Genomic DNA, 24,269 nt, shown 5'->3' on the forward strand with positions numbered 1-24,269 from the left:
AACACTCAGCGCAGCCTGCGCCGGCAGGCGGCCTGCACCAGCATCAACTGCGCCACCAGGATCAGCATCGCGCAGCCGGACAGCAGCCATGGGTCGATATACCATTGCGCGTTGAAACTGAAATCACCGGCGGAAATGCGCTTCCAGCCGTTGAAATGCTGCATTGCCGCGACCACGAAGGCGAAGCCGCCCGTGGTGAACGCCAGCCACGGCACGATGAGGCCCCCCGGCCGCGCGAACAACGTCAGCAGGCCCAGCAGGCCGATGGCTGTGCGCTGCACGCGGCAATAGGGGCAGACGTAGGCCAACCCGCTCCACTCCACCGACCAGGCCAGCAAGCTGATCAGCACGGCCGCGCCTGCGGCGGTGTACAGGACTTTCGGCGTGATCGTCACGCCGCCCTCGTGTGCCATCCCGTGCTCCTTGGTTGGAAGACCCGTGCAGGGTAGCAGTGCCGCAGCCTCATCCCTTCTTGATGACGGTCCGCTTGCCGATGGTGCTGGTCTTGCCAGCGGTCGGCCTGGCCAGGCCAGGAATCAGGAAATCGGTGACCTTGTGGCCCATCGACAGCTTGGACGCCAACCAGCGCGGCATGCGGCCGCGACCGGTCCAGGTCAGGCGCTTGTATTCCGGATCGCGATATTTTGGCGCGACTTTGCCGGATTTACGGCGGGCGGGCTTGCGGGACGGCGCAGGTGCTTCCGGGGTTTCGTCACCAAAGAGTTCTTCAATGGTGTAACCGGCTTCCGCCGCGGCGGCCTTCAAGATCCGCCGCACCGCACTGGCCGGACGGCGGCGGGAAATGAGCTGTTTCCGCTGTTCAGCGGCAACCACCAAGGCGCCCAGCTCCCGAAGGCTGAGCGATTCAATATCGATCGTCATGGTGGAAAGGTCTCCTGCGGGCGGTCAGCTGTCAAGGCGCCTCACCCGGTACGTAGACACGGGCTTCACTGCCGGTGGGCTCCGATCGCCTTCGCCAGCCGTCTCCGAGGAACCGGACGTGAGCAACTCACCGCATTCGCTCGCCTACCTGCTTGCGCGCATCCTGCTGATGGCGCTGTTCCTGGTCTCCGGGCTGGGCAAGCTCGGCGATCTCAGCGGTACCCAGGGCTACATGGAGGCCATGGGGGTACCCGGCATCCTGCTCTGGCCCACCATCGCCTTCGAGATCGGCAGCGGCCTGTGCATCCTGCTCGGCTTTCAGACCCGGCTGGTATCGATCGTGCTGGCAGGCTTCAGCCTGGTCACCGCTTTCATCTTCCACCACAACGTCGCCGATCAGACCCAGCAGATCATGTTCCTGAAGAATCTGGGGTTGGCCGGTGGGTTCCTGCTGCTGGCCTGCACCGGGGCCGGGCGGTACAGCGTTGATGGGCGTGGGCGACGCGGATGAGCACGCGGCATGCCGCCATCACCCCTGGCCCACGGGCGCGACGCGCTGCAGGCGCAGGTTGCGCCATGTCGGCTGGGAGCCGCGAAAATCCACCGCTTCGCCATCGCTGGTGAACAACAAGCCGGGCTCCACCTCAGCAACCAGGCGGATGCCATCGATGTACAGCCAGCCGTGTCGTTGCTCCAGCACAACGAACATCGATGGTTTGCCCCATTGGTCAACGCGATAGCGTCCAAGCCAGGGTTGCCAATGGGGCGCCTGCGACCCGGTGGGCCCATCGATGGGATCGTTCTGGTCCAGGCCATCCTCGCCGTTGCTGCATTCCAGGTGCGCCGGCAGCATGTCCGTCGCCGCATGGTAACGATACGTCGCAACCTCTCCATCGGTGTCCACAGTGAACAGTTGATCGCCGTCGATGGCCGCAAAGCGGGTACCCTCGGCGTGCGCCCCTCGATGCAGTTGCAGCTCGCCGTTTCCAGCAACCCCGATCTTCGCCTTGCCGCTGCGCCCGATCCAGCTTCCCGCCATCCGCTGCACCTGGTCCTGGTTCAACCTGATCGGCGCCAGGGAAGACAGGGGCACACGCGGCTGACGGGTCCCGAAACGCGCCGACAACAGCTGATCGAGCAGACGCTCGCCGATGCCGTACCCCGCAGACGTCGCGCGATTGAACATTGCGGAAAATCCAGCGTTTGCCTGCCTGCAGTAGGTGAATACGCACCCGAATCCGAAGCCCCCGCCGCGGTGGTGCAGCAGCCGCACCGGTGTACTGCCGTAGAGGCGTTCGCTGCGCATGACACCGAGCCCGTAGTCACCGCCCAGGCCGAAACCATGCATCTCGTCCCAAAGGTGTGGCTCGAGCAGTTGCTGCGCACCGGATCGGCCGCCACCGAGCAGGAAGCCAAGATACTTCGCCATGTCGGCGGCACTGGTCCAGACGCCTCCCGACACCAACAGCGGCGTCACTGGCGGCACCTGCGCAAACCCTTCCAGGGTTCCCAGTGCTCGTCCCTTGCTTGCCAGGTAGACCGACGCATCGGCTGTACTGTCGTGCATTCCCAGCGGCTCGAAGATCCGGCGCTGCAGCCAGGCCGGATAGCTGATGCCCGCAACATGCTCAAGGACATGACCGGCAAGGTCGAAGCCCAGGTTGGAGTAGCGATAGCGCGCACCCACTGGAAAGCGCAGCCATGTCTGCGAGATGCTGCGGACGTGCGCATCAAAGCCCGGCGACGCCGGTTCGTAGTTGTTGCCCAGTGGCGCCTCGTGCGTGAATCCCGCGCGATTGGCAAGCAGCAGGCGCAGGCTGATGCGCTCCTGTGGAGCATGCTCGAAGCGGCTGCGCACCGTGAACGACGGCAGATAGCGGGTAATGGGCGCGTCCAGATCAAGGATGCCGTCCTGCACGGCCAACAGCACCGCCACCGCCGCGAAGTTCTTCGAGGTGGACTGGATGCTGAACATCGTGCTGGCGTCTACGGGCACGCTGCCCTGGCCTGATACGTGACCGAAGCCTTCAGTCCAGCGCACCTGCCCGCCTTCGACCAGGCAGACGGCAGCGGCTCCGATGCCGCTGCCGGCCATGGCCGAGCGGATCACGCCGCGTTCCGCGTCGATCAGGTTCCCGGTGGTGACGGTTGGCTGCGCCACCGCAGCAACGCCGGTGGGCATGAGCGCGGCCGCCGGAACAGCCGCGGCATTGGCCAGGAAGGTGCGACGGCTGAGCGTACCAAGCATCAGATCACTCCACTTCAGGATGCCGCCATCTTCCCGCCAGCAGAAATGGCGCGGCATGTGTCATTCGGCACAGAGTGCGGTGATCGATGGAGCTGCGCCTTCGCTGGCTGAGCAGGCCTCAGCCCGGAGGGTCCGGCAAGCGGATTCCCTGCGCCGAAACAAAGGCGCGGGACTCGCTCCAATAGGCCTGTGGCGGTTCCCGCAGCTCTGGTCGTGACCAGTAATCGTTGCCATGCAGTGTGCTCATCACATGGCACCAGCCGTCACGCGGATCGTGAACCTGAAGTCGTCCGCGATGATGGCGCGGATGATACGCGTAGTGGCCAAGCGCCTCCTGGCGTGCTTCATCCGGCGAGCGACCCGCCTGATGGACCAGCGTCCATGCACGCATGTGGCGTGCATGCGCGAGCGCGCCAAGGTACTCGTCCTCATCCAGCAGTGGCACCTGCTCACCGCGGGCCAGGGACAGTGCGTCCGATTCGGCTTCGTAGTCCAGCGACGGCTCCGCCAGTTCCGGGTGCTGCTGCCAATACCCTTCGCCTTTCACGTGCAGCATCGCCCAGTGCCAGGGCTCGTCGTGGAAGATCAGCGCGTGTTCGTACTCGCAGCCGGGGGTCTGGTCGGGATAGCGTTGGCGCGCGTGTTCCATTGCCAGTTCTTCGGCAACCTGCCCGTAGCGCATCAGGCACCAGGCAAACCGGTGCCGGCTGTCTTCGATCTCGGTGGTGAAGTCTTCTACCGGCGTATCGGTGTTGGGCATGGTCGATCCCTGCATGCGAGCCACCCGCCATCGGGCCCGCAGAGTGTGCCGGAATGCACCTGTGCGCAGGGCATCTTCGAAGTCAGCTGAATGACCAGACCACAACAATGTAAACAGAAAATGAATCCGGGCCACGGGGGACTGGGGGAGGGTGCACCCCTTGTCCGTTCTTTGCAGGCGATCCAGATATGCGCAATCCGAATTCAACGCAAGGAACTCCTCCCGGCATCATGGAAAACCGAAGTACATCGCAGAAGTTCGCCGCAGCGCTCATCGTTGCCGTGCTCGTCACGGGGGCAGCAACGGCATTTCTTCTCTTCCGCCCTGCGTCACAGTCCTCGCAGGCAGCACCGGGTGTTGAACAGGCCGGCAGGCAACGCAGCGGCCCCGTCAGCTCGACCCCCCCAGTGGCATCAACCGCGTCACGGCCTGCAAGCAGCACGAACATGCTGTTTCCTGGTGTTCCGCAGAATCGCGACGCCATGGAACCGAAGGAAGATGATCCATTTGATGGGCGTAGCCGCGAAGAGCAGCGCTGGCTGGACGAACACGGCTATCCGAATACCGCGCAATGGGCTTCCTACTCCAGCGCGCCCGATGCGTTGCTGGAACAGGCCGCCAATAACGGCGACAAGCTTGCCCGCACGATGCTGGACTCGCGACGGCTCCCCGATCGAGCGGCCCTGGACCAGATGATGTCGTCCGCAGTGGACGGCAACTACTTTGCGCTGCAGTTGCTTGCGACTCATTTTGCATCCACCGGCCGAGCGGGAAACATCAACGCATACGCGATTTCGCGCGTCCTGGAGATGCGCGCAGACCCTTCCGCTGCGCTTGGCAGGGAAATCATGTTCTCTGCGCCACTCACTATCGAGGAGCGGATGCAGGGGGAGGCCGAAGCGCTTCGTCTGAACGCTACTTTCAATCAGCTCTACCAGGGAAGAACCGGCAACGCGTTCGTTCCCGACTACCGCCCGTTCCCCGTTGACAACTCGCAAGGATGGCAATGAAACCTGTAAGTAAATTCGCCCTGGCCGCCGCAGCTTTCACCGTTACCGGTGTTGCTCTGGCCTGCACCGTTCTTCCAATGCTCCCGTTCTCGATATCGGTCGACCTGAAGGATATCGCGGCGGCCAAGCAAGCCGGGGCCTCGTCCGCAGAGGCACCCAACCGGGCATTCCTGAAGAAGCTGGATGAGACCGCTGAAAGGACCTTCGGTGCGGATGCCTGGCGCAATACGTCCTTCGTCGGCAACGTCATGTACAAGACAAAAATCATGATGATGACCGGCTCAAGCATGATCACCGTCAGCAAGCCGTGCGGGAAGTCGGCAGAAGAGTCTGGCGGCACTGAAGACAGCTTCGCCTCGACTCCCCCGTCAGGCGGCGGCGGCGGCGGTGGCAGCACTGGCGGTGGTGGCGGGATCGGCGGCTGGTTCCCCGGTGGTGGCGGATGCTTCGGCAACTGTCAGCCGCCTCCGCCCGGTCGCGTGGGCCCGATCGAGAATCTTCCGCGATCCTGAGGGCACTGCAACGAAAGGGCATCGCCGTAGGGTGCTGCCCTTTGCTGCCGCTGATGCAACAACCGGGAGCCATCAGGGCTTGGGCCATACGTGTTGTTCATGCTGCAGCATCGGACGTCCTTGGACTTTGAAGGACGTCAATATGGTGGGCCCACCAGGATTCGAACCTGGAACCAAGGGATTATGAGTCCCCTGCTCTAACCGTTGAGCTATAGGCCCTGCGCCGCGCCACAGTGTAGTGGAGCGCGCCCCTGCCCGGCTACTCAGGCATCAACGGCCAGTGCCTTGGCCACCTGCTCCAGCCGCACCTCCGCTATCTCAAGTGTGTCGTGCTCCACATCGTTCATGGTGTAACTCCAGATGCACAAGGGGCGGTACAGCAGGCCGCCCGCGATGTGCGTTGCACTGCGCGTCTGCATCGGTGCCGGTGATGTCCGGCCCGCCTACGGGATGGTTGAGCATCTGTCCGTCCAGACTGCGTCCGCCATTGAGAGAGTTCAAATGGCAGATGCGACACAGGGCAGTTCGCCGGGCGTGGCCCGGCGCGACCGGGCGGGCGTTATGGGACGAATAGTGTTACGTAATTTCCAGCAGTCACCGCCTTCCCAACGCCGGCAGCATTTCACAAACCTTTGCTTGGAAATGGATTTCTCCCAACTCCGAGCGTTCCGCCGCCGGAATAGTGTTACGTAACCAATACGAATCCCGTGACGAATCCTCTGGGCATGGCCCGGCGCGACCAAAGAAAAACCCCGCCGAAGCGGGGTTTTCCTCAACACATCAGCGGTCGCCGGATATCAATCGATATCCAGGAAGCTGCGCAGCTGCTCCGAACGGCTCGGGTGACGCAGCTTGCGCAGGGCCTTCGCTTCGATCTGGCGGATGCGCTCGCGGGTCACGTCGAACTGCTTGCCGACTTCTTCCAGCGTGTGGTCGGTGTTCATGTCGATGCCGAAGCGCATGCGCAGCACCTTGGCTTCCCTCGGGGTGAGGCCGGCCAGCACGTCGCGCACGGTTTCAGACAAGTTGATGTTGGTGGTGTTCTCGATCGGGGACTCCACGTTGGTGTCCTCGATGAAGTCGCCCAGATGGGAATCCTCGTCGTCGCCGATCGGGGTTTCCATCGAGATCGGCTCCTTGGCGATCTTCATCACCTTGCGGATCTTGTCTTCCGGCATGTCCATTTCCTTGGCCAACTCCTCTGGCGTAGCCTCGCGGCCGTACTGCTGGAGCATCTGGCGGGAAATGCGGTTCAACTTGTTGATCGTCTCGATCATGTGCACCGGAATACGGATGGTGCGTGCCTGGTCAGCGATCGAGCGGGTGATCGCCTGGCGGATCCACCAGGTGGCATAGGTCGAGAACTTGTAACCGCGGCGGTACTCGAACTTGTCCACGGCCTTCATCAGGCCGATGTTGCCTTCCTGGATCAGGTCGAGGAACTGCAGGCCACGGTTGGTGTACTTCTTGGCGATCGAGATCACCAGACGCAGGTTGGCCTCGACCATTTCCTTCTTGGCCTTGCGCGCCTTTGCTTCACCGTAGGCCATGGCACGGCTGATTTCCTTCAGCTCTTCCAGGTCCAGCTGGGTCAGCGTCTCGATGTCGATCGTCGCCTGCTGTTCGGCAATGATCTGGTCCTTCACTTCGCGCAGGGCCGAGGACCACTTCTGCTTGCGCTTCAGTGCGTCTTCCACCCACTCCAGGTTGGTCTGGTTGCCTTCCCAGGAACGGATGAAGTCCTTGCGCGGCATGCGGGCAGTGACGGTGGCCAGGTTCAGCACGCGGCGCTCATGGGCCTTGATCGACGCCATGGTGTCGCGCAGCTGCTTGGTCAGCACATCGGTCAGCGGCAGCGGCAGCTTCAGGGTGACGAACACCGCCGACATTTCTTCGCGCAGGCGCGGCAGGTTCTTCTTGTCGCCCTTGGTCGCGGCCTTCTTGAAGGCGTTGAAGGCATCGCTCAGCGCCTGCATGCGCGCAGCGACTTCCTCCGGGTCCGGACCGGTCGGTGCGGCTTCTTCATCGGCACCGTCGACATCGTCGTCCTCGTCCTCGTCGCCTTCGGCGTCCGCATCGCTGCTGTCATCGGCAGCGGCCGCCGGCGGAGCCGGCTCTTCATCGGTCAGATCGTTGAAGCCGACGATCACTTCGGCCAGGCGCTTCTTGCCTTCCTTGTGGGCTTCGTAGTCGGTCAGCAGCGACTCGACCGAGACCGGGAACTGGCCCAGGGCCGCCTGGACCTGCGAAAGGCCTTCCTCGATGCGCTTGGCGATGGCGATTTCGCCTTCGCGGGTCAGCAGCTCGACGGTGCCCATTTCGCGCATGTACATGCGCACCGGGTCGGTGGTGCGGCCACCTTCGGTGTCGAGCGCGCTCAGCGCGGCGGCAGCTTCTTCGGCCGCGGTGTCATCGACTTCGCGGTTGCCGGTGTTGCCGTCGTTGAGAAGCAGGGTTTCCACATCCGGCGCAACTTCATGGACATCGATGCCCATGCCGTTGATCATGCCGATGATGTCTTCGATCTGTTCCGGGTCGACCATGTCGTCGGGCAGATGGTCATTGACTTCGGCGTAGGTCAGGTAGCCCTGTTCCAGGCCCTTGCTGATCAGTTGCTTGATTTCGGATTGGGCAGGACGTTCGTTGGCCATGTAGTGCTCGCGCCACCGGCTAGGGAGAAATAGGGAACGTAGCATTATACCAGCCCGGGGCCCCGCCTGCCGGGCGGTGGTCCCGCAGGCTCAGGGCCGGAGAAGGAAGGTCACGGGACCGTCATTGACCAGGCTGACGACCATATGGGCACCAAATCGGCCCGTTTCCACCCCGGGTGCGTGATTTTCACGACAGATCTCGACAAAACGATTGAACCCGCGTTCAGCCTCGTCGGGCGGCGCGGCCGTTGTGAAGCTCGGCCGCATGCCCGAACGGGTGTCGGCGGCCAGGGTGAACTGGCTGACCAGCAGCAGGCCGCCGCCGGTATCGCGCAGCGAGCGGTTCATCTTCCCGGCCTCGTCAGCGAATACCCGGTAGCCCAGCAGGCGCTCGGCCATCCGCCGCAGCTGGGCCTCGGTATCGCCCGGCTCCATGCCGACCAGGGCCAGCAGGCCGGGCCCGATCTGCCCCACGGCCTCATCGTCGACATGGACGGCGGCCTGGCTGACACGCTGGATCAGGACGAGCATCGTAGGCTTCCAATGAACAGGGCCGGTCACGATAGCAGCGCCCTTGGCTAAACTGGCGCCGATGAATCCGCAACGCAAAGCCCGGCTGGTCTACCGCGCCACCACCCTGTTCGCCCGCCTGCCCTGGCCGCTCCTGCGGGCGTTCGCGCGCGCCCTGGCGTGGGCGTGGATCGCCCTCAATGCCCGCGAGAGCCGTGTCACCCGGCGCAATTTGGAGCTGGCCTACCCCGAGCTGGACGGCGCTGCCCGCGACCGCCTGCACCGGGAGCTGCTGCGCTCCACCGCCCTGCAGGCCATCGAAACCCTGCGGCTGTGGAGCCAGGCGCCGGCCGACAACCTGCGCCTGCACCTGAAGCAGCGCCATGGCGAGGCCCTGTATGACGCGGCCCTGGCCAGCGGCAAGGGCGTGATCGTGGCCGCGCCCCACTTCGGCAACTGGGAGTTGCTGAACCAGTGGCTGGCCTCGCGCGGGCAGATCGCCATCGTCTACAAGCCGCCGGAGGACGAGGCCAGCGATGCCTTCCTGCAGCTGGTGCGCGGCGGGCAGAACGTGCAGCAGGTGCGCGCCGAAGGCCCGGCCGTGCGCCAGCTGTTCAAGGTGCTCAAGGACGGCGGTGCCACCGGCATCCTGCCCGACCAGCAGCCCAAGGCCGGTGATGGCGTATTCGTGCCGTTCTTCGGCGTGCAGGCGCTGACCATGACCCTGGTCAACCGCCTGGCCGAGCGCACCGGTGCCACCGTGCTCTATGGCTGGTGCGAGCGCATCGGGCCGGACATGGAGTTCGCCCTGCACATCGAGCCGACCGACCCGGCCGTGGCCGATCCGGACCCGCTGGTGGCGGCCACCGCCCTCAACGCCGGCATCGAACGCATCGCCCGCCGCGACCCGGCGCAGTACCAGTGGACCTACAAGCGCTATACGCTGCGGCCACCGGGCAGCGACGAGGAAGACCCCTACGCGACCGAAGAGCATCCTCACTGACGGCCGCCCGCCCAAAGCCGCCCGGTCCCTGCGACCCGCGGTCGCACCACGTTGAATACGACGCCGTCGCCCCCATAGAGACTGCGATGTCCGCCTCCCCCGGTCCTGCCATGTCTGCTTCTTCCCTGTTCGGCGATCCGGCCGCGATCCGCTGTGAGCGCGCGGTTGCCGAACTGCGCGCCGGTCGCCCGGTGCTGCTCCACGATGGCCAGGGCCAGCGCCTGGCGGTGATCGCGCTGGACAGCGCCACGGCCAGCAGCTTCGCCGCCTTCGCCACTGCCGCCCGCGAGCGCCACTACCTGTTCCTGACCGCCACCCGTGCCCGCGTGCTCGGGGTGGAGGCTCCCGAGGGCGCGCGCCTGCCGCTGGCCGGCGTCGCCTTCGATGCCCTGCCCTCGCTGGGCTACCTGCGCGAACCGGGCCCGATGCCGGAGGGCTGGAGCGCCGGTGACGCCTTCGATGCCGGCGCGGTGGAGCTGGCCCGCCTGGGCCTGCTGCTGCCGGCCATGGTTGCGGTGCGCCTGGATGCCGATGACCGCACCTTCGACGACGCTGCCGACGTGGCGCTGTGCGACCTGGCCGAAGGCGCAGCACATGCGGCCCACGACTACGAACTGGTGGCGCGTTCGCCGGTGCCCTTGCGCGACGTCGGCATGACCACCTTCGCGGTGTTCCGCGGCGGCGTGGCGCAGCGCGACCAGGTGGCGATCATCGTCGGCGAGCCGGACCTGTCGGCGGTGGTGCCGGTACGCGTGCACTCCTCGTGCCTGACCGGCGACCTGTTCGGCTCACTCAAGTGCGACTGCGGCGACCAGCTGCGACGCGGCCTGCGCAAGCTGAAGGAACTGGGCGGCGGCGTGCTGCTGTACCTGGACCAGGAAGGCCGTGGCACCGGCATCGCCGCCAAGATGCGCGCCTACGGCTACCAGCACGACGGCCTGGACACCATCGACGCCGACGCCCAGCTGGGCTTCGGTGCCGACGAGCGCCGCTACGGCAGCGCGGTGGCGATGCTGCACGGCCTGGGCATTTCGCGCGTGGCCCTGCTCAGCAACAACCCGACCAAAGCGCAGCGCCTGCGCAATGCCGGCATCGAGGTGCTGGACTGCATTCCGGTCACCGGCGAGATCACCGCCGAGAATGAGCACTACCTGCGCACCAAGGCCGACCGTGCCGGCCATATGCTGGATGTCGATGCGCTGATCCAGGCTGCCCAGTAACGCAGCCGACCTGCTACCGTCTGCGCGGTGTGGCCACGGCCGCCCCAGCCCGCCCTGCCGCCTGACGGAGCCCGCGTGACCGACGCATCGATTCCTGCACCGCCCCCCTCTGACTGGCAGACACTGCCGCAACGCGCCGCCCGCCTGGCCGCGCTGGAAGGCGCCCTTGGCGGCCTGTTCGTCCCGGGCCTGCCACTGGCGGCGGCGGCATGGTTCTTCGATCTGCCCGGCAGCCTGTGGACCGCTGCGGCCGGGCTGGTGCTGGGCGTCGCCTTCGGTGCATGGCTGGGCCATCGGCGTTTGACCCGCACCCGTTGGCGGCTGGACGCACAGGGCCTGGGCCTGCGCCGCGACCTGATGTGGCAGCTGGAAACGCGCATTCCCATTTCGCGCGTGCAGCACCTGGATCTGCGCCGGGGGCCGCTGGAGCGCCGCGCCGGTCTGGCCACGCTGATCGTGCACACCGCCGGCACCCGCATGAGCGCGGTCACCGTCAGTGGCCTGGACGAAGCCGACGCCGAGCGTCTGCGCGACACCCTCTCGCACCAGTTGGACCAGGACGCCGACGCCCTGTGAGCCTGCCGCCTCCCCTGCCTGCACCGTCGCCTGCCGGTGGCGAGGATCAACGTCTGCACCCGTGGTCGTGGCTGTTCGTGCTGCTGATGCAGCTGCGCCATTACTTCCTGCCACTGGTCGCGCTGCTGGTGTTCGGCCAGCGCGGCGACCGCGACCCGATGTGGGCGCAGTTGATCCCGCTGACCGCAATCGCGGCGCTGGTGCTGGTATCGGTGCTGCAGTACCTCAGCTACCGTTACCGCATCGGCCGTGATGCGATCACCGTGCGCAGCGGCCTGCTGGCGCGCAACCGTCGCGAGATCCCGTTCGCCCGCATCCACAACGTCGAGGTGCGGCAGAACCCGCTGCACCGCCTGTTCGGCGTGGCCGAGCTGCGCCTGGAATCGGCCGGCGGTGTGCGCCCTGAAGCGGAGATGCGGGTGCTGAAGCTGGACCAGGCGCTGGCACTGGAACGGCTGGTCCGCCAGCGAGGGCAGGCGCCGCACGCCGACGACGCGGTGGATGCGCCGCCCATTGCCGATGTCGACAGCGAACACGTGCTGCTGCGCCTGTCCAGCTGGGACGTGGTGCGCATGGGCCTGTTGTCCAACCGTGGCTGGGCGCTGGCGATCGCCGCCTTCGGCGTGTTGTTCCAGACCGTGCCGCGGCCGGTGATGGATGACGCCCTCCAGCGCGGTGGCCGCGAAATCTTCGGCTATGCCAGCAATCTGCACCCGGGCGTGACTGGCGGCGCCCTGCTGCTGGCCGCGGCGCTGTTGCTGGGCTGGCTGGCGCTGCGCGCACTGTCGGTGGTGCTGACCCTGCTGCGCTATCACGGCTTCACCCTGAGCGAACAGGAGCGCCGCCTGACGGTGTCGGCCGGCCTGCTCAGCCGGACCCGCAGCAGCGTGGCGCGCCGCCGCATCCAGGCCTGGACGCTGCGCGAAGGCACCCTGCAGCGCTGGTTCGGCCTGCGCCAGCTACGCATCGACAGCGCCGCCGGTGGTCCATCGCGCGATGAGGATCGTGCCCTGCGCGAACTGGCCCCGCTGGCAACCCGGGAGCACTGCGAACAGCTGGTGCAGCACCTGCTCCCACAGCTGCACTGGCCCCCGGCGCAGTGGCAGGCCGTTCCGCAGCGCGGCTGGTGGCGGCTGTGCCTGGGCGTACTGCTGCTGGTGCCAGTGCTGGCTGCAGCCGCGTATTGGCGATGGGGGACGTGGGGCTTGATCGTGCTGGCATGGCTGCCGGTGGCGTTGTGGGTCGCATACCAGCAGATGGCGCGCATGGGCTGGTATCTGGATGCGCACTATGTGGCGGTGCGTGGCGGCTGGTGGAAGCGCTGGTGGCGCTGGGCCGAACTGGACAAGGTGCAGGGGCTGCGCCTGCAGCGCTCGCCGCTGGACAAGCTGCTGGGCACCAGCAGCCTGCAGCTGGATACCGCAGGTGCACATGGCGATGTGGCGCTGACCCTGCACTACCTTCCGCAGGCACAGGCGCAGCAGCTGATGGAGCAGCTGGCGGCAGCGCTGGCGCGGCGCAAGCTGCGCTGGTGAGGCGGGCATCCACGCATGGCGTGGATCTACCGGACATCACTGCCTGCGTGGACGCCCGACGGTAGAGTCGACTGTCAGTCGACTGGCGCGCGCAGCGCGGGGTTTTCCGCGGCCGATGGAAGTGCAGTCGACCCTACCCAGCCGGCGCTACCCGGTGGACGCCACGCAGTAGACCTGTCGCCTTCCGTCAACGTCGCGACGGTCCCCAATAGCCCAGATCCTTCCGGATCTGCAGGTCACGCACCCAGCTGCCGAACGGCTTGCGGCGCAATGCTCCCATTTCGCCAGACAGGAAATCCTCGGTGGTGGTGATCACACGCTCGCTGGACAGGCCATCGCGGTACGGGTGGATCGCATCGGCATAGCGCACGATCTCCGCCTGCAGCGCGGCGTCAGGATGCAGCGCGCGCTGCAGCATCGCCGGCAGCTGAGTGGCATCGTCGAAGTCGATCATGTGCGGCTTCGGCACGCGGTTGCGGAAGGTCACCACCGGCTTGTGCTGGACGATGAACTCCGAAACGATCGACGAGGTGTCCGACACCAGTACGTCAGCCGCGCGCTGCGCGGCCATCACCTGTTCGGGCTCGATGAAGCGCGCATTGGCACCGGCCAGCGCGCGGTAGCGCTCGAACAGTTCCGGCGGGCACTTCGGGTGCAGGGTCAGCAGCCAGTAGCGCTCGCCGGCAGCGATGTCGGCGGCAATCGGTTCCAGCAGGTGCGGGGCCGCGCTCAGCCGCTCGGTGAAGGTGGAACCAAACAGGATCACCGGGCGGTCGCCGGCCGGCGCGCGCAGTGCGACGCTCTCGCCACCGTCATCGCGGAACAGCGGGTCCAGCTTCGGCCAGCCGGTTTCGGCCACCGCGAAATGGCCCTGCTGCTCGGCGATCTGACGGAACGGCACGGTGGTGGCCGGCCCCTGCGTGCAGTACAGGTCGAACATGCCGCGCACCCGGAAGTGGCCGCGCGCACTGTCGCGCTTTTCCACGTTGAAGCCATGGAACAGCTGTACCTTGGCTCCAGACAGGAAGGTCGGCACCCAGTTGGCGGCGCTGAACACCGCGCGCGGGCGCATTGCCAGCGCCTGTTTCAGGCCCACCGTGGGCACCCCCGGAAGGCTGCTGCCGGCCGCGCCGCCCTCGAACCAGGCCGCCACCTCCTGCCCGGAGGCGTGCAAGGCCTGCGCCAACGGGGCGAGAATAGGCAGCGCATAACGCTCCGTCGCAAACAACAGGTACCCGGCCATCATGTCCTCCACGACCGCTCCCATCGAACGGCCTCGCATCTCGGCGTGCATTATCGCGTTCAACGAGGCCGGACGCATCGGCGACTGCCTGGCCTCGCTGGCCTTCTGCGACGAGATCGTGGTGGTGGACTCGTATTCCACCGATGCCACCGTGGCCATCGCCGAGGCCGCCGGTGCCCGCGTGCTGCAGCGCACGTTCGAGGGTTTCCGCAGCCAGAAGGCGTTCTGCGTGACGCAGGCGCAGCACGATTGGGTGCTGTGCCTGGACGCCGACGAACGCATCAGCCCGGAACTGCGCGCGGCCATCGAGGCCGCGCGCGACGGCGGATTCAGCGGCCACGCAGGCTTCCGCTTCGCGCGCCTGTCCGAGTATTTCGGCAGGTTCCTGCGCCACGGCAATGCCTACCCCGACCGCGTGCTGCGTCTGTTCGACCGGCGCCACGGCGGTTGGCGCGGCAAGCGCGAGATCCACGAAGCGGCCAGCGTGGACGGCAGCGTCGGCACCCTGCGCGGCGATCTCATCCACTACCCGTACCGCTCACTGCAGCAGCAGCTGGCCAAGACCGAGAAGTACGCACGGATGATGGCCGAACACGAGTTCGCACGTGGCAAGCGGGCCACCCTGGGCAAGCTGGTACTGGCCCCGGCGTGGCGGTTCTGGCGCGGCTTCGTGTTCCGCGGCGGCTTCCGCGATGGCTGGCACGGCCTGGTCTACGCCTATGTTCGCGCCAACTACGTGCGCCAGAAGACCATCATGCTGTGGATGCTGGGCAACGGCCAGGCCGTGGCTGACCCGCCGAATCCGTGATCGCCGGGGCCTGCCCGGCGCGCCGGTGCGTCACGACCCGGTGACGGCCCGGTGGCGCGTGCCTTCGACGATCGACAGGCCGGTCAGCAGACCGACCAGAGTCACGTAGAAACTGGCGGTCATCTGATGCGCGAACATCGACTGGGTCAGTCCACACAACGCGTAGGTGGTCACCAGCATGATGCCGGCTGCGGCCGGCCCACGGAAGGTCGGCCGTCCGCTGCGGCGGTGCAGGCGCACGAACACTCCCAGCGGGATGCCATACACCGCCAGCAACAGCAGCAGGCCGGGGACGCCCTGGGTCGCTGCCCATTCGGCTACGTCATTGTGTGCATGCCCCAGGTGGCAGCGCGCCTCTGCCGGGTTCTCGCGGCAGACCGGCACGCGTTCCATCGCACTGTCGAAATGACCGATGCCAACGCCCACCAGCGGGTGATCGAGGAAGGTCTGCCAGGCTACCTGCAGGCGCTCCACGCGGGCGCCGGCGGAAGAATCACTGTCACCCAGCTCCATCCGCTGCACGTCACTGTGCAGCTCGCTCAGGCGGACCTGGTGGCGCAGCTCCGGTACTGACAGCAGCAGGGTCGCACCGATCGCCAGCATGCCGGCCAGCACCGACAGGCGCGCCGCGCCGGTGCGCCAGCGCAGGCTCAGTGCCAGTACCACCAGCAGCGCCAGCAAGGCGGCGAACACGCCGCGGCTGCCGGTCAGCACAATGGTGACGCAGCCGGCAGCCATGCCCAGGATCACCAGCGACCAGCGCCGCGACGGGCGGCAGAACACCAGCAGCACCATCAGCACCATCACGATGTCGGCCAGCACGATGGCATTGGTGAACAGTTCCGCGCGCGGGGCACCAGCGAGTACCTGCCACAGCGACATCGCGAAGGTAGCGAGCAGGCCGGTCAATGACCCGTACCAGAGCCACCGCAGGTTAGGGCGCAGCGCGCAGACCCAGAGCGCAATCCATGGGATCACCACGAACCGGGAACGGTTGTCGACGTCGCGCAGGCCCTGCTCGAACAACACCACCGACAGCACGCCGAGCGCCAGCACCGCCAGCATCAGCCAGGCCAGCACTTTCACCGGCTGACCGGCCATGCCCCGCGCGCGCCACAGCAGCTCCGGCGCCAGCAGGGTGCTGAGCAGCAGCAGGACCCCATACGGCAAGAGGTTGATCGGCACGGTCAGCACGAGTGCCGGCAGGCAGAACAGGCCCAGCTGGGCCAGCGCGTGTGCGGCCCCGTGGCGGCCACCGACGGGAACGCCCAGCGGATCGCCGGCCATGCGGTTCAGGTTGTCCGGTGAAGCTGGCACGTCGGGAAGTATCGCTGCGATCTGCTGGAAAACGGGGGACCCATCGAGGCCGGTCCCAGCCTGTTGTTTTACTGCCTTTGGCCACGCTTGGGCAGACTGGACAAGGAGAAATCGCGGTGGCTAGTCATGTTCCTGTAAACGCCGTTCACGTTCGCGCTCTTCTGCGGTAACCACGCAGGGCACCGTGACCGCCGCCGCCGGTACCAGCCACCAGCGCCGCCGGTTGGCCACGCCGGCCAGTTCAGCGCGGTTGCGATCGATGCACGACAGCATTGCGTATTCGTGGACCAGCAGCCAACGGCGTCCGGGCGCCAGCCGCTGCCAGCGCGTGGCGGCTATCAGCTGCTCGTCCCAGGCGGTCTCGAAGCCGAAGGTCGCCGCGGGGCGGTCGGCCAGCAGCAGATGCTGTTCCTTCCAGGCCACCAGCCCCAGCTCGGCATCCGGGCGCAGGCGTGCTCCGACCGTGCGCATCAGGCCGCGGGCGGAACTGGAATCGTTCAGCAGGGGGTAGCCGACCAGGCTGTACAGCGCCCATACCATGGCCAGGGTCGACACCAGCGCATGATGCCGGCGACGGCCGCAGGCCAGCAGGCTCAACCCGCCCCACAGCCCCATCGCCAACAGCGCCCACGCCAATGTATCGGTCGCGCCCGGCGGCAGCCCGCGCCCATGGGCAAGGCCCACCTCGAAGTGCGGATCACCCAGCAGTGCAAGCGCCCCGGCCAGGCCCAGGCCGATCGCCAGCAGCGCGGTGAACCCTGCCAGGACCGCCTGCACATCGCGCCGTTTCAGCAGCCCGGGCAGCAGCGGGGCCAGCGCCAGGCAGAACATCGGCAACGCCGGCAGGATGTAGACATCGCGCTTGCCCTGTGGAATCGAGAAGAACAGTACGACCAGCCCCCACCAGGCCAGCGGCAGCAGGTAACGGGGGTCGCGGCGGCTCAGGCGCCGGCGCCACGCCGGGATCGCCCATGGCAACGCCAGGAACGCCGGTATCCACATCGACGGCATCACGCCGAGGAAATACCACCATGGCTGGTGGTGGTCCCAGGACTGCGTGTAGCGTCGGGCCGTCTGCCGGAACAGGATGTCGTCGATGTAGGCTCGGTACGCGTCCGAACCGGTACCCCAGCCGGCCAGCAGCATCGGTACCAGCCACAGCGATACCGCCAGCAGGAAGGCCAGCGGTGCCAGCCAGAAGCGGCCGTCGCGCGCATGCAGGCAGACACGGGGCCAGTGCAGGGCCGCTGCGATGGCAGCCGGCACGATCATCAGCAGCGCCAGCATGCCCACGCCCTTGGTGATCACCCCGATGCCGGCGAAGAACCAGCCCAGCCACCACCAGCGCCAGGCGGGGCCCAGCAGCAGGTGGCGCAGAAGGCCATAGTTGGCCAGGGTGATGAACAGCACCAGCAGCGGATCGATCTGCGCCTTCTTCGCCTGGAAGGTGAACTGCAGCGCGAACAGCAGTGCCCATCCAGCGTAGAGCCCGACCTGGCGCGTCCACAGCCGGCGCCCCAGGTCGACCACGCACCACAGCGTGCCCAGCGCGGCCAGCAGCGAGGGCAGCAGGAAGGCCACGCGCCAGTGGCCGACCAGGCCGTACAGCGTGGCCTGCCACCACATCAGCATTGGTGGCTTGTCCGAGTAGAGCTCGGTGCCACGGTGCGGGAACAACCAGTAACCGCTGTCGACCATCTGCCGGGCCACCAGCGCGAAGCGTGGTTCGTCAGAGGGCCACGGATCGCGGAGACCGAGACCGGCCCCCAGCACCAGCAGGGCCACCACCACGAACAACCACGTCTGGCGCGACGCGTGGGTTTTCAGCATGGGACTCGAAACGGCAACGGGGGTCAGCCTGCTTTTATCAGACGCGCGTAGAAGAAACCGTCAGCATCGTTGTCACCGGGCAGCCGCTGGCGTGCCACGCCCTCGCAATCCACGCCAAATGCGTCACCCAGGGGCTGCGCCACGGCGTCCGGATGCCACTTGAGGAACGCGCGCACCTGGTCGATGTTTTCCGCGCGCAGGATCGAGCAGGTGGCATACAGCAGCACGCCCCCCGGGCGCAGCATCGACCAGCAGGCCTCCAGCAGGCGCGCCTGTACGCCCACCAGTGCATCGATGTCTTCGGCACGGCGGTGGAACATCACATCCGGCTGGCGACGGATCACGCCGGTGGCCGAACACGGCGCATCCAGCAGGATCGCGTCGAACGGCATGCCATCCCACCACGCGCCGGGATCGCTGGCGTCGGCGACCAGGGTCTGCGCATGCTCGCCCACGCCGGTGCGGGTGTAGGTGTCGCGCGCACGGGCCAGGCGACGCGCGTCGATATCCAGTGCCAGCAGGCGCAGGCTCGGGTCGCGCTCCAGCAGGTGCGCCGACTTGCCGCCAGGTGCCGCGCAGGCATCCAGCACGCGCGCGCCGGTTGCAGGCGCCAGCGCGTCGGCCGCGCATTGCGCCGACAGGTCCTGCACCGACAGTGCACCATCGGCGAAACCCGGCAGCTGGTTGACGGCAACGGGAGCCGCCAGGCGCAATGCATCGGTGCAGAGCGCGCTCGGTTCAGCGGCAATGCCGGCCTCGGCCAGCGCCGCCATGGCTTTGTCGCGGCCACCGTGCTGACGGTTGGCGCGCAGCCACAGCGGCGCAGGCTGCAGGCTGGCATTGAAGATCGCCTCGGCCTGCGCCGGCCAGTCGCGTTCGATCGCATCAGCCAACCATTCCGGGAAGGCGTCGCGCGCAGGCTGTTCGGGGAACCCTTCGCGCTGGGCGCGGCGCAGGATCGCATTGACCAGGCCGGCCTGGCGCTCACGACCCAGCGCGCGCGCCGCATCGACCGTAGCCGAAAGCGCAGCGTGAGCAGGCAGTTCGAGCACGTCCAGCTGGGCGAAGCCGACCATCAGCAACGTACGCAGGTCGGCATCGCGCGCCGACAGCGGCTTCTGCATCCAGGCCTGCAAGGCCGCGTCGTAGGTGCTGCGACGGCGCAGTACAGCGAAACACAGGGCTTCCAGCAGCGCACGGTCGCGGCTGTCGGCCAGCTTCGGCAGCGCCCAGGCCAGTTCGGCCTTCAACGAACGGCCACGGGTGAACACCTGTGCCAGCACGCGCGCGGCCAGCATGCGCGTGGCCGCACCCGGCGCCGCCCTGGCGACGGAGAAATCGTTCTGCTTGGACACCGCTTATGCCCCCACGCGCAGGTCGCGGCGAGCGTTGAGATAGTCGGCGGCGGTGATCGCCTTGCCGCCTTCACGCTGCAGCACGCGCAGGCGCAGTGCGCCCTGGCCACAGGCGATGTCGATGCCATCGCGGCTGGCGGCCAGTACGGTGCCCGGTGCCTGGCCGTGGTCCGCCTCCAGCGCCACCGCACCATGGATGCGGACGCGTTCGCCGGCCAGCGTCGCCTCGGCGATCGGCCACGGATTGAACGCGCGCACGGTCCGCGCCAGCGCGCCGGCGTCCTGCGCCCAGTCCAGCTTGGCTTCGGCCTTGTCCAGCTTGTGCGCGTAGGTCACGCCCTGTTCCGGCTGCGGCCGCGCGATCGGCTTGATGCCGGCACGCAGCAGGCCCAGGCCATCGGACAGCACCTGTGCGCCCAGCTCGGCCAGCTTGTCGTGCAGCTGGCCACCGGTATCGGTGGCAGCGATCGGCAGTTCCTGGTGCAGCAGCACCGGGCCGGTATCCAGGCCCGCTTCCATCTGCATCAGGCACACGCCGGTCTTCGTGTCACCGGCCTGGATCGCACGCTGGATCGGCGCGGCACCGCGCCAGCGCGGCAGCAGCGAGGCGTGCACGTTCCAGCAGCCATGGGTCGGGATGGCCAGCACCGCCTTGGGCAGGATCAGGCCATAGGCCACCACCACCATCAGGTCCGGCTGCAGCTCGCGCAGCTGCTGCTGGGCGGCTTCGCCCTTCAGCGACTCCGGCTGGTAGACCGGAATGCCACGGGCCACGGCCTCAAGCTTGACCGGCGAAGGCGCCAGGCCACGGCCACGACCGGCCGGGCGGTCCGGCTGGGTGTAGACCGCCACGACCTCATGGTGGCGCGCAGCCGCGCGCAGCGACGACACCGCGAATTCCGGCGTACCGGCAAAGACAATCCTCATGGCTACCCCACTTGCAGGATGGATTCGTGCAGGAAAGAAAACGGCGCCGTCGGCCGGCGCCGTACAGCCCACGCGTGCGGCGCGGGCAAGGGCCACCCGGAGGGCGGCCCGGATGGGCGATCACGCCACGTGCTTGCGCTGCTTGGCCAGCTTCTTGCGCACCATCTCGCGCTTGAGCGGCGACAGATAGTCGATGAACAGCTTGCCGTCCAGGTGATCCATCTCGTGCTGGATGCAGGTGGCCAGCACTTCGCCGGCTTCCATCTGCTGTTCCTGGCCGTTGCGGTCCAGGTACTTCACGGTGATGGTGTCGGCACGGGTGACGTCGGCGAAGATGCCCGGGACCGACAGGCAGCCCTCCTGGTACACCCGGCCCCCGTCCCTGGCGACGATTTCCGGGTTGATGAACACATGCGGTTCATTCTTTTCTTCGCTGACGTCGATGACCATGAAGCGCTTGTGCACGTCCACCTGGGTGGCGGCCAGGCCGATGCCCGGGGCGTCGTACATGGTCAGGAACATGTTGTCGATCAGTTCCTGGAAGGCCGGCGTGGTGACTTCGGCAGCTTCGATCAACGCGGCCTTGGTACGCAGACGCGGATCGGGGAACTCGAGAATGGGGAGAAGGGCCATGGCTGTTTCCGGATAGGGGGCCGGCACGCCGGCATACGTCGCAGATTCTAGCTCCAACGCTTGCCTTGCGCCCCGGTTTCTGGACTATAGTGCGCGGACCTGTTGGGGAATCAGGGCTTCACACCTATGTTGCTTCGTTTTCGTACGGTCGTCGCCGCGGCGATGCTGACCGTGGCTGCCTATGCTACCGCCGTGGAAGTGAATGGCGGGCACCCGGACACCTATGTGGTCCGAAAAGGGGATACGTTGTGGGATATCGCCGCACGTTTCCTGCAGAAGCCGTGGCTGTGGCCGGAGATCTGGCAGGCCAATCCGCAGATCGCCAATCCGCACCTGATCTATCCCGGTGACGTGCTCAGCCTGGCCTATCTGGACCGGGTGACCGTGGCTGCCCGGCCGGGCCCGCGCCAGGAGGCGCCGATCGACGCCATTCCGCTGGCCCAGGTCGAGCCGTTCCTGAAGCAGCTGAGCGTGGTCGACAGCATCGAGCAGCTGCCGTCCGTGGTTGGCCTTGAAGAGGAACGCCTGCGCGCCACCAGCGGCCACGCCGTCTACGTGCGCCTGGCCGAGGCCCAGCTGGGCCAGCGCTGGGCCGTGGTCCGTCCCACCGTGCGCTACGCCCAGCCCAAGCCGACCGAGGACCTGACCGCCAACGGCAGCGTCACCCCGGGCAGCGGCAACCTGTGGCGGGACTACAACGCCCCCAACCACCGCCGCGGCGTGCTCGGCTATGAACTTGCCCAGGTCGCCACCGGCACCATCACCCAGGTCGCCGGCGGCAAGGTCCAGGCGTCCACGCTGGTGCTGGACAAGAACGAAGGCGGCCGTGAAGTCCGCGCGGGCGACCGCCTGGTCCCGATCGAGGCCAGGCCGTACGACCTGCAGTTCGTGCCGCATGTACCGGCAGCCAGCGTCGAAGGCGTCGATGTACGTGTGCTGGCGGTCACCGACATGTTCACAACCGGTGGTCCGCGCGACGTGATCGCAATCTCGGCAGGCCGCATCCAGGGCGTGGACAACGGCACCGTGTTCTCGCTGTGGCGGCCGGGCCGCCATGTGGCGGACCGCCTGAAGTACCCGACATCGTCGCGCACGGATGATGCCCTCGCCGGCAGCGTCGGCCGGGTGGTGCTGCCGGACGAGTACGCCGCGCACGCGATGGTGTTCCGCACCTTCGACAACGTCAGCTACGCACTGGTGATGCAGGGCGTGAAGCCGGTGCGCGTGGGGTACAACGCACTGCACCCGGATGCGCGGTAAAAAGTCGACTGTTGGTCGACTGCTCTTCACCTCCCCGTGAAAGCGCCCGCGCTGCGCGCGATGGTCGACTGACAGTCGACTCTACAGGGGCGGTCTCCGGCAAACCCTGACAATCACATGCGAAGGCGCCCTAGGGCGCCTTTGTTGCATGCTCTCGGTAGAGTCGACTGTTAGTCGACTGCTTTTCACCCGGCCACCGGAAACGCCCGCACTGCGTGCGATGGTCGACTGACAGTCGACCCTACACGGGCGGTCTCCGGCAAACCCTGACAATCACATGCGAAGGCGCCCTAGGGCGCCTTCGTTGTATCCGGCCGATAGTGGGGGAATGACCAGACAGGTGGATGAGGCGCTGCTGCGCCTGGTGATGGCAGGCGGCGCGCTGGCGCCACGGCGGGCCCTGCTGCAGGCCGCGGGCAACGCAGAGATTGCGATCACGCAGGGCGCTGCGAACTGGCGCGCACACGGCTGTACGCCAGAGCAGTGCGCTGCACTGGAACGCCCTGACGTCCGGGCCTGGACCGTGGCACGGCACTGGCTGGAAGACGACGACCACCATCTGCTGTCCTTCGCCGACGCAGCCTTTCCGCCGCCCCTGCTGGACGTCCCGAACCCGCCGCTGGCGCTGTTCGTTGCGGGCGATCCGAGCCTGGCCTGGCGCCCCTCGGTGGCGCTGGTCGGCAGCCGCTCGCCAACCCCGGGAGGACGCGCGCTGGCCGCGCGCTTTGCCAGCTGCTTCGTCGATGCCGGACTGGCCGTAACCAGTGGCCTGGCGGCCGGCATCGACGCGGCCGCCCACCTGGCCACGCTGGAGGCCGGCGGCTGTACGGTGGCGGTGATCGGGACCGGCCCTGACCGCGCCTATCCGGACAGCAACGCCCGCTTGCAGGCACGCATCGCTGCCGAAGGCGCGGTGCTCAGCGAGTACCTGCCGGGCACACCGGCACGCCCGGGCCACTTCCCCGCGCGCAACCGGCTGGTGGCCGGGCTGGCGCTGGCGACAGTGGTGGTCGAGGCCGCGCAACGCTCCGGCGCCCTGATCACCGCACGGCTGGCTGCCGAGGCCGGCCGCGAGGTCTGCGCCCTGCCCGGCTCGGTGCTCAATCCGCGCGCGGCCGGCTGCCACCGGCTGATCCGTGAAGGCGCCGCGCTGGTCGAACGCCCCGAGGAAGTACTGGAACTGCTCGCCCCCGCCCTTCGCCAGCAGCTTCCGGGCTTGCAATCGCGGCTGGCCACCCCCACTGAACAGGCACCGCCGGCACTCCTGCCGGCGCGCTGGGCCGACGCCCCTGACTACCAGCGCTTGTGGCGGGCCCTGGACCACAACCCAAGCAGTATGGATTCACTGATCACGTGCTGTGGATTGACGGCGCCCCAGGTGTCCTCCATGCTGCTGGCCATGGAACTGGCGGGAATCGTGGTGTGCGTACACGGCCGCTACTGTCGAACTCCCTAGTTTCTTCACCTCCACAGCGTCGCGCGACGCAGGCCGAGGGGCAATGAAAGAGAGCATCCTGGACGTACTGCTGTACCTGTTTGAACACTATTTCAGCGAAGATGCGGACCTGATCCGTGACCGCGATTCGCTCCAGAACGGCCTGATCCAGGCCGGTTTCAGCCCAACCGAGATCAACAAGGCGTTCGACTGGCTCGATGCCCTGGCCGCGCAGCGGCCGAGCGTGGCCCAGGCGAGGGTCGATGGCCCCGTGCGCGTCTACCACGGCCCCGAGCTGGACAAGCTGGACGTGGAATGCCGCGGTTTCCTGCTGTACCTGGAACAGCACGGCATCCTCGACGCCGACCAGCGCGAGCTGGTGCTGGACCGGGCGATGGCCCTGGACCAGGACGAACTGGACCTGGACGACCTGAAATGGGTCGTACTGATGGTGCTGTTCAACCAGCCCGGCTCCGAGGCGGCGTATGCCTGGATGGAGACGCAGATGTTCATGGACGAGCCAGAACCCCTGCACTGACCGTACACTTGGGGGC

Annotated in this window: 24 protein-coding genes and 1 tRNA gene; 11 read left to right on the top strand and 14 right to left on the bottom strand. The window is 67.1% G+C overall.

Annotated features, from left to right (window positions below; translation table 11 throughout):
- Nucleotides 1–5: 5 nt before the first annotated feature.
- Together QP512_RS17870 and QP512_RS17875 are read right to left on the bottom strand one after the other, a co-directional pair.
- Nucleotides 6–413 (bottom strand): hypothetical protein, encoded by a 408-nt coding sequence (locus QP512_RS17870; RefSeq protein ID WP_286070024.1) that lies wholly within the window; start codon nucleotides 411–413, stop codon nucleotides 6–8.
- A 49-nt stretch (nucleotides 414–462) separates the two neighbouring features.
- The gene (locus QP512_RS17875) at nucleotides 463–882 is read right to left on the bottom strand and encodes an H-NS histone family protein (protein WP_286070025.1); all 420 of its coding nucleotides are present in this window, start codon (nucleotides 880–882) and stop codon (nucleotides 463–465) included.
- 118 nt (nucleotides 883–1,000) lie between these two features.
- Between QP512_RS17875 and QP512_RS17880 the strand changes: the two genes are divergently transcribed.
- Nucleotides 1,001–1,393, top strand: coding sequence for a DoxX family protein (locus QP512_RS17880; protein WP_286070026.1), 393 nt, complete (start codon nucleotides 1,001–1,003; stop codon nucleotides 1,391–1,393).
- A gap of 18 nt (nucleotides 1,394–1,411) precedes the next feature.
- Here the strand turns inward: QP512_RS17880 and QP512_RS17885 are convergent, their stop codons facing one another.
- Entirely contained in the window at nucleotides 1,412–3,187 is a 1,776-nt protein-coding gene (locus QP512_RS17885) for a serine hydrolase domain-containing protein (RefSeq protein ID WP_286070028.1), read from the bottom strand.
- Nucleotides 3,188–3,248: 61 nt separating this feature from the next.
- Entirely contained in the window at nucleotides 3,249–3,890 is a 642-nt protein-coding gene (locus QP512_RS17890; protein ID WP_286070029.1) for a hypothetical protein, read from the bottom strand.
- Between the two features lie 188 nt (nucleotides 3,891–4,078).
- Here QP512_RS17890 and QP512_RS17895 point away from each other — a divergent pair, with 188 nt between their 5' ends.
- Complete coding sequence (locus QP512_RS17895) at nucleotides 4,079–4,900, top strand: hypothetical protein (protein WP_286070031.1); 822 nt, start codon at nucleotides 4,079–4,081, stop codon at nucleotides 4,898–4,900.
- Nucleotides 4,897–5,412 carry a hypothetical protein gene (locus QP512_RS17900; RefSeq protein ID WP_286070033.1) on the top strand — a complete coding sequence of 172 codons (516 nt, stop codon included), beginning with the start codon at nucleotides 4,897–4,899 and terminating at the stop codon, nucleotides 5,410–5,412. Before QP512_RS17895 ends, QP512_RS17900 begins: the two co-directional genes overlap by 4 nt.
- Before the next feature lie 143 nt (nucleotides 5,413–5,555).
- On the opposite strand, the gene QP512_RS17905 is transcribed toward QP512_RS17900, so the two are convergent.
- From QP512_RS17905 to dtd, 4 genes are all read right to left on the bottom strand, one after another.
- A tRNA-Ile gene (locus QP512_RS17905) sits at nucleotides 5,556–5,631 on the bottom strand.
- 44 nt (nucleotides 5,632–5,675) lie between these two features.
- A complete protein-coding gene (locus QP512_RS17910) occupies nucleotides 5,676–5,831 on the bottom strand; it encodes a hypothetical protein (protein WP_286070035.1) in 156 nt (51 codons plus the stop codon).
- Nucleotides 5,832–6,209: 378 nt separating this feature from the next.
- A complete protein-coding gene (gene rpoD / locus QP512_RS17915; RefSeq protein WP_125426734.1) occupies nucleotides 6,210–8,063 on the bottom strand; it encodes an RNA polymerase sigma factor RpoD in 1,854 nt (617 codons plus the stop codon).
- A gap of 90 nt (nucleotides 8,064–8,153) precedes the next feature.
- Nucleotides 8,154–8,594, bottom strand: coding sequence for a D-aminoacyl-tRNA deacylase (dtd, locus tag QP512_RS17920; RefSeq protein ID WP_043034581.1), 441 nt, complete (start codon nucleotides 8,592–8,594; stop codon nucleotides 8,154–8,156).
- Between the two features lie 61 nt (nucleotides 8,595–8,655).
- On the opposite strand from dtd, the gene QP512_RS17925 reads away from it, so the two are divergent.
- The 4 genes from QP512_RS17925 to QP512_RS17940 all read left to right on the top strand — a co-directional run bounded on the left by QP512_RS17925 (nucleotide 8,656) and on the right by QP512_RS17940 (nucleotide 12,907).
- Nucleotides 8,656–9,576 carry a lauroyl acyltransferase gene (locus QP512_RS17925; RefSeq protein ID WP_286070038.1) on the top strand — a complete coding sequence of 307 codons (921 nt, stop codon included), beginning with the start codon at nucleotides 8,656–8,658 and terminating at the stop codon, nucleotides 9,574–9,576.
- An 86-nt stretch (nucleotides 9,577–9,662) separates the two neighbouring features.
- A complete protein-coding gene (ribA, locus tag QP512_RS17930) occupies nucleotides 9,663–10,796 on the top strand; it encodes a GTP cyclohydrolase II RibA (RefSeq protein ID WP_286070039.1) in 1,134 nt (377 codons plus the stop codon).
- Nucleotides 10,797–10,871: 75 nt separating this feature from the next.
- Nucleotides 10,872–11,372, top strand: a complete 501-nt coding sequence (locus QP512_RS17935; protein ID WP_286070041.1) for a PH domain-containing protein — start codon at nucleotides 10,872–10,874, stop codon at nucleotides 11,370–11,372.
- Complete coding sequence (locus QP512_RS17940) at nucleotides 11,369–12,907, top strand: PH domain-containing protein (protein ID WP_286070042.1); 1,539 nt, start codon at nucleotides 11,369–11,371, stop codon at nucleotides 12,905–12,907. The genes QP512_RS17935 and QP512_RS17940 overlap by 4 nt, the downstream gene beginning before the upstream one ends.
- A gap of 187 nt (nucleotides 12,908–13,094) precedes the next feature.
- On the opposite strand, the gene QP512_RS17945 is transcribed toward QP512_RS17940, so the two are convergent.
- Nucleotides 13,095–14,153 carry a CDP-glycerol glycerophosphotransferase family protein gene (locus QP512_RS17945; RefSeq protein WP_286070043.1) on the bottom strand — a complete coding sequence of 353 codons (1,059 nt, stop codon included), beginning with the start codon at nucleotides 14,151–14,153 and terminating at the stop codon, nucleotides 13,095–13,097.
- On the opposite strand from QP512_RS17945, the gene QP512_RS17950 reads away from it, so the two are divergent.
- Nucleotides 14,152–14,958 (top strand): glycosyltransferase family 2 protein, encoded by an 807-nt coding sequence (locus QP512_RS17950; RefSeq protein ID WP_286070044.1) that lies wholly within the window; start codon nucleotides 14,152–14,154, stop codon nucleotides 14,956–14,958. The genes QP512_RS17945 and QP512_RS17950 overlap by 2 nt on opposite strands.
- Before the next feature lie 30 nt (nucleotides 14,959–14,988).
- Here the strand turns inward: QP512_RS17950 and QP512_RS17955 are convergent, their stop codons facing one another.
- From QP512_RS17955 to def, 5 genes are all read right to left on the bottom strand, one after another.
- Nucleotides 14,989–16,245, bottom strand: a complete 1,257-nt coding sequence (locus QP512_RS17955) for an O-antigen ligase (protein WP_286072063.1) — start codon at nucleotides 16,243–16,245, stop codon at nucleotides 14,989–14,991.
- A 150-nt stretch (nucleotides 16,246–16,395) separates the two neighbouring features.
- Entirely contained in the window at nucleotides 16,396–18,105 is a 1,710-nt protein-coding gene (locus QP512_RS17960; protein ID WP_286070045.1) for a glycosyltransferase family 39 protein, read from the bottom strand.
- Nucleotides 18,106–18,128: 23 nt separating this feature from the next.
- Nucleotides 18,129–19,460: a 16S rRNA (cytosine(967)-C(5))-methyltransferase RsmB gene (rsmB, locus tag QP512_RS17965; protein ID WP_286070046.1), complete on the bottom strand. Its 1,332-nt coding sequence runs from the start codon at nucleotides 19,458–19,460 to the stop codon at nucleotides 18,129–18,131.
- Nucleotides 19,461–19,463: 3 nt separating this feature from the next.
- Nucleotides 19,464–20,387 carry a methionyl-tRNA formyltransferase gene (gene fmt / locus QP512_RS17970; RefSeq protein ID WP_286070047.1) on the bottom strand — a complete coding sequence of 308 codons (924 nt, stop codon included), beginning with the start codon at nucleotides 20,385–20,387 and terminating at the stop codon, nucleotides 19,464–19,466.
- A gap of 120 nt (nucleotides 20,388–20,507) precedes the next feature.
- Nucleotides 20,508–21,020 carry a peptide deformylase gene (gene def, locus QP512_RS17975; RefSeq protein WP_286070048.1) on the bottom strand — a complete coding sequence of 171 codons (513 nt, stop codon included), beginning with the start codon at nucleotides 21,018–21,020 and terminating at the stop codon, nucleotides 20,508–20,510.
- A 126-nt stretch (nucleotides 21,021–21,146) separates the two neighbouring features.
- Here def and QP512_RS17980 point away from each other — a divergent pair, with 126 nt between their 5' ends.
- The 3 genes from QP512_RS17980 to QP512_RS17990 all read left to right on the top strand — a co-directional run bounded on the left by QP512_RS17980 (nucleotide 21,147) and on the right by QP512_RS17990 (nucleotide 24,253).
- Nucleotides 21,147–22,280 (top strand): LysM peptidoglycan-binding domain-containing protein, encoded by a 1,134-nt coding sequence (locus tag QP512_RS17980; RefSeq protein ID WP_286070049.1) that lies wholly within the window; start codon nucleotides 21,147–21,149, stop codon nucleotides 22,278–22,280.
- A gap of 328 nt (nucleotides 22,281–22,608) precedes the next feature.
- Nucleotides 22,609–23,736 carry a DNA-processing protein DprA gene (gene dprA, locus QP512_RS17985; RefSeq protein ID WP_286070050.1) on the top strand — a complete coding sequence of 376 codons (1,128 nt, stop codon included), beginning with the start codon at nucleotides 22,609–22,611 and terminating at the stop codon, nucleotides 23,734–23,736.
- A 43-nt stretch (nucleotides 23,737–23,779) separates the two neighbouring features.
- Nucleotides 23,780–24,253 carry a DUF494 family protein gene (locus QP512_RS17990; protein WP_005411195.1) on the top strand — a complete coding sequence of 158 codons (474 nt, stop codon included), beginning with the start codon at nucleotides 23,780–23,782 and terminating at the stop codon, nucleotides 24,251–24,253.
- Nucleotides 24,254–24,269: the final 16 nt, after the last annotated feature.

The sequence above is a fragment of the Stenotrophomonas sp. 57 genome (assembly GCF_030291075.1).
Taxonomy (GTDB): Bacteria; Pseudomonadota; Gammaproteobacteria; order Xanthomonadales; family Xanthomonadaceae; genus Stenotrophomonas.

What these genes read in the sequence shown, in the direction of transcription:
- QP512_RS17945 (WP_286070043.1), bottom strand. Translation starts at nt 14,153, where the DNA reads ATGATGGCCGGGTACCTGTTGTTTGCGACGGAGCGTTATGCGCTGCCT.
- QP512_RS17980 (WP_286070049.1), top strand. Translation starts at nt 21,147, where the DNA reads ATGTTGCTTCGTTTTCGTACGGTCGTCGCCGCGGCGATGCTGACCGTG.
- ribA (WP_286070039.1), top strand. Translation starts at nt 9,663, where the DNA reads ATGTCCGCCTCCCCCGGTCCTGCCATGTCTGCTTCTTCCCTGTTCGGC.
- QP512_RS17900 (WP_286070033.1), top strand. Translation starts at nt 4,897, where the DNA reads ATGAAACCTGTAAGTAAATTCGCCCTGGCCGCCGCAGCTTTCACCGTT.
- fmt (WP_286070047.1), bottom strand. Translation starts at nt 20,387, where the DNA reads ATGAGGATTGTCTTTGCCGGTACGCCGGAATTCGCGGTGTCGTCGCTG.
- QP512_RS17870 (WP_286070024.1), bottom strand. Translation starts at nt 413, where the DNA reads ATGGCACACGAGGGCGGCGTGACGATCACGCCGAAAGTCCTGTACACC.
- QP512_RS17875 (WP_286070025.1), bottom strand. Translation starts at nt 882, where the DNA reads ATGACGATCGATATTGAATCGCTCAGCCTTCGGGAGCTGGGCGCCTTG.
- QP512_RS17925 (WP_286070038.1), top strand. Translation starts at nt 8,656, where the DNA reads ATGAATCCGCAACGCAAAGCCCGGCTGGTCTACCGCGCCACCACCCTG.
- dtd (WP_043034581.1), bottom strand. Translation starts at nt 8,594, where the DNA reads ATGCTCGTCCTGATCCAGCGTGTCAGCCAGGCCGCCGTCCATGTCGAC.
- QP512_RS17960 (WP_286070045.1), bottom strand. Translation starts at nt 18,105, where the DNA reads ATGCTGAAAACCCACGCGTCGCGCCAGACGTGGTTGTTCGTGGTGGTG.
- dprA (WP_286070050.1), top strand. Translation starts at nt 22,609, where the DNA reads ATGACCAGACAGGTGGATGAGGCGCTGCTGCGCCTGGTGATGGCAGGC.
- QP512_RS17910 (WP_286070035.1), bottom strand. Translation starts at nt 5,831, where the DNA reads ATGCAGACGCGCAGTGCAACGCACATCGCGGGCGGCCTGCTGTACCGC.
- QP512_RS17950 (WP_286070044.1), top strand. Translation starts at nt 14,152, where the DNA reads ATGTCCTCCACGACCGCTCCCATCGAACGGCCTCGCATCTCGGCGTGC.
- QP512_RS17890 (WP_286070029.1), bottom strand. Translation starts at nt 3,890, where the DNA reads ATGCCCAACACCGATACGCCGGTAGAAGACTTCACCACCGAGATCGAA.
- QP512_RS17955 (WP_286072063.1), bottom strand. Translation starts at nt 16,245, where the DNA reads ATGGCCGGCGATCCGCTGGGCGTTCCCGTCGGTGGCCGCCACGGGGCC.
- QP512_RS17885 (WP_286070028.1), bottom strand. Translation starts at nt 3,187, where the DNA reads ATGCCGCGCCATTTCTGCTGGCGGGAAGATGGCGGCATCCTGAAGTGG.
- QP512_RS17895 (WP_286070031.1), top strand. Translation starts at nt 4,079, where the DNA reads ATGCGCAATCCGAATTCAACGCAAGGAACTCCTCCCGGCATCATGGAA.
- QP512_RS17990 (WP_005411195.1), top strand. Translation starts at nt 23,780, where the DNA reads ATGAAAGAGAGCATCCTGGACGTACTGCTGTACCTGTTTGAACACTAT.
- def (WP_286070048.1), bottom strand. Translation starts at nt 21,020, where the DNA reads ATGGCCCTTCTCCCCATTCTCGAGTTCCCCGATCCGCGTCTGCGTACC.
- rpoD (WP_125426734.1), bottom strand. Translation starts at nt 8,063, where the DNA reads ATGGCCAACGAACGTCCTGCCCAATCCGAAATCAAGCAACTGATCAGC.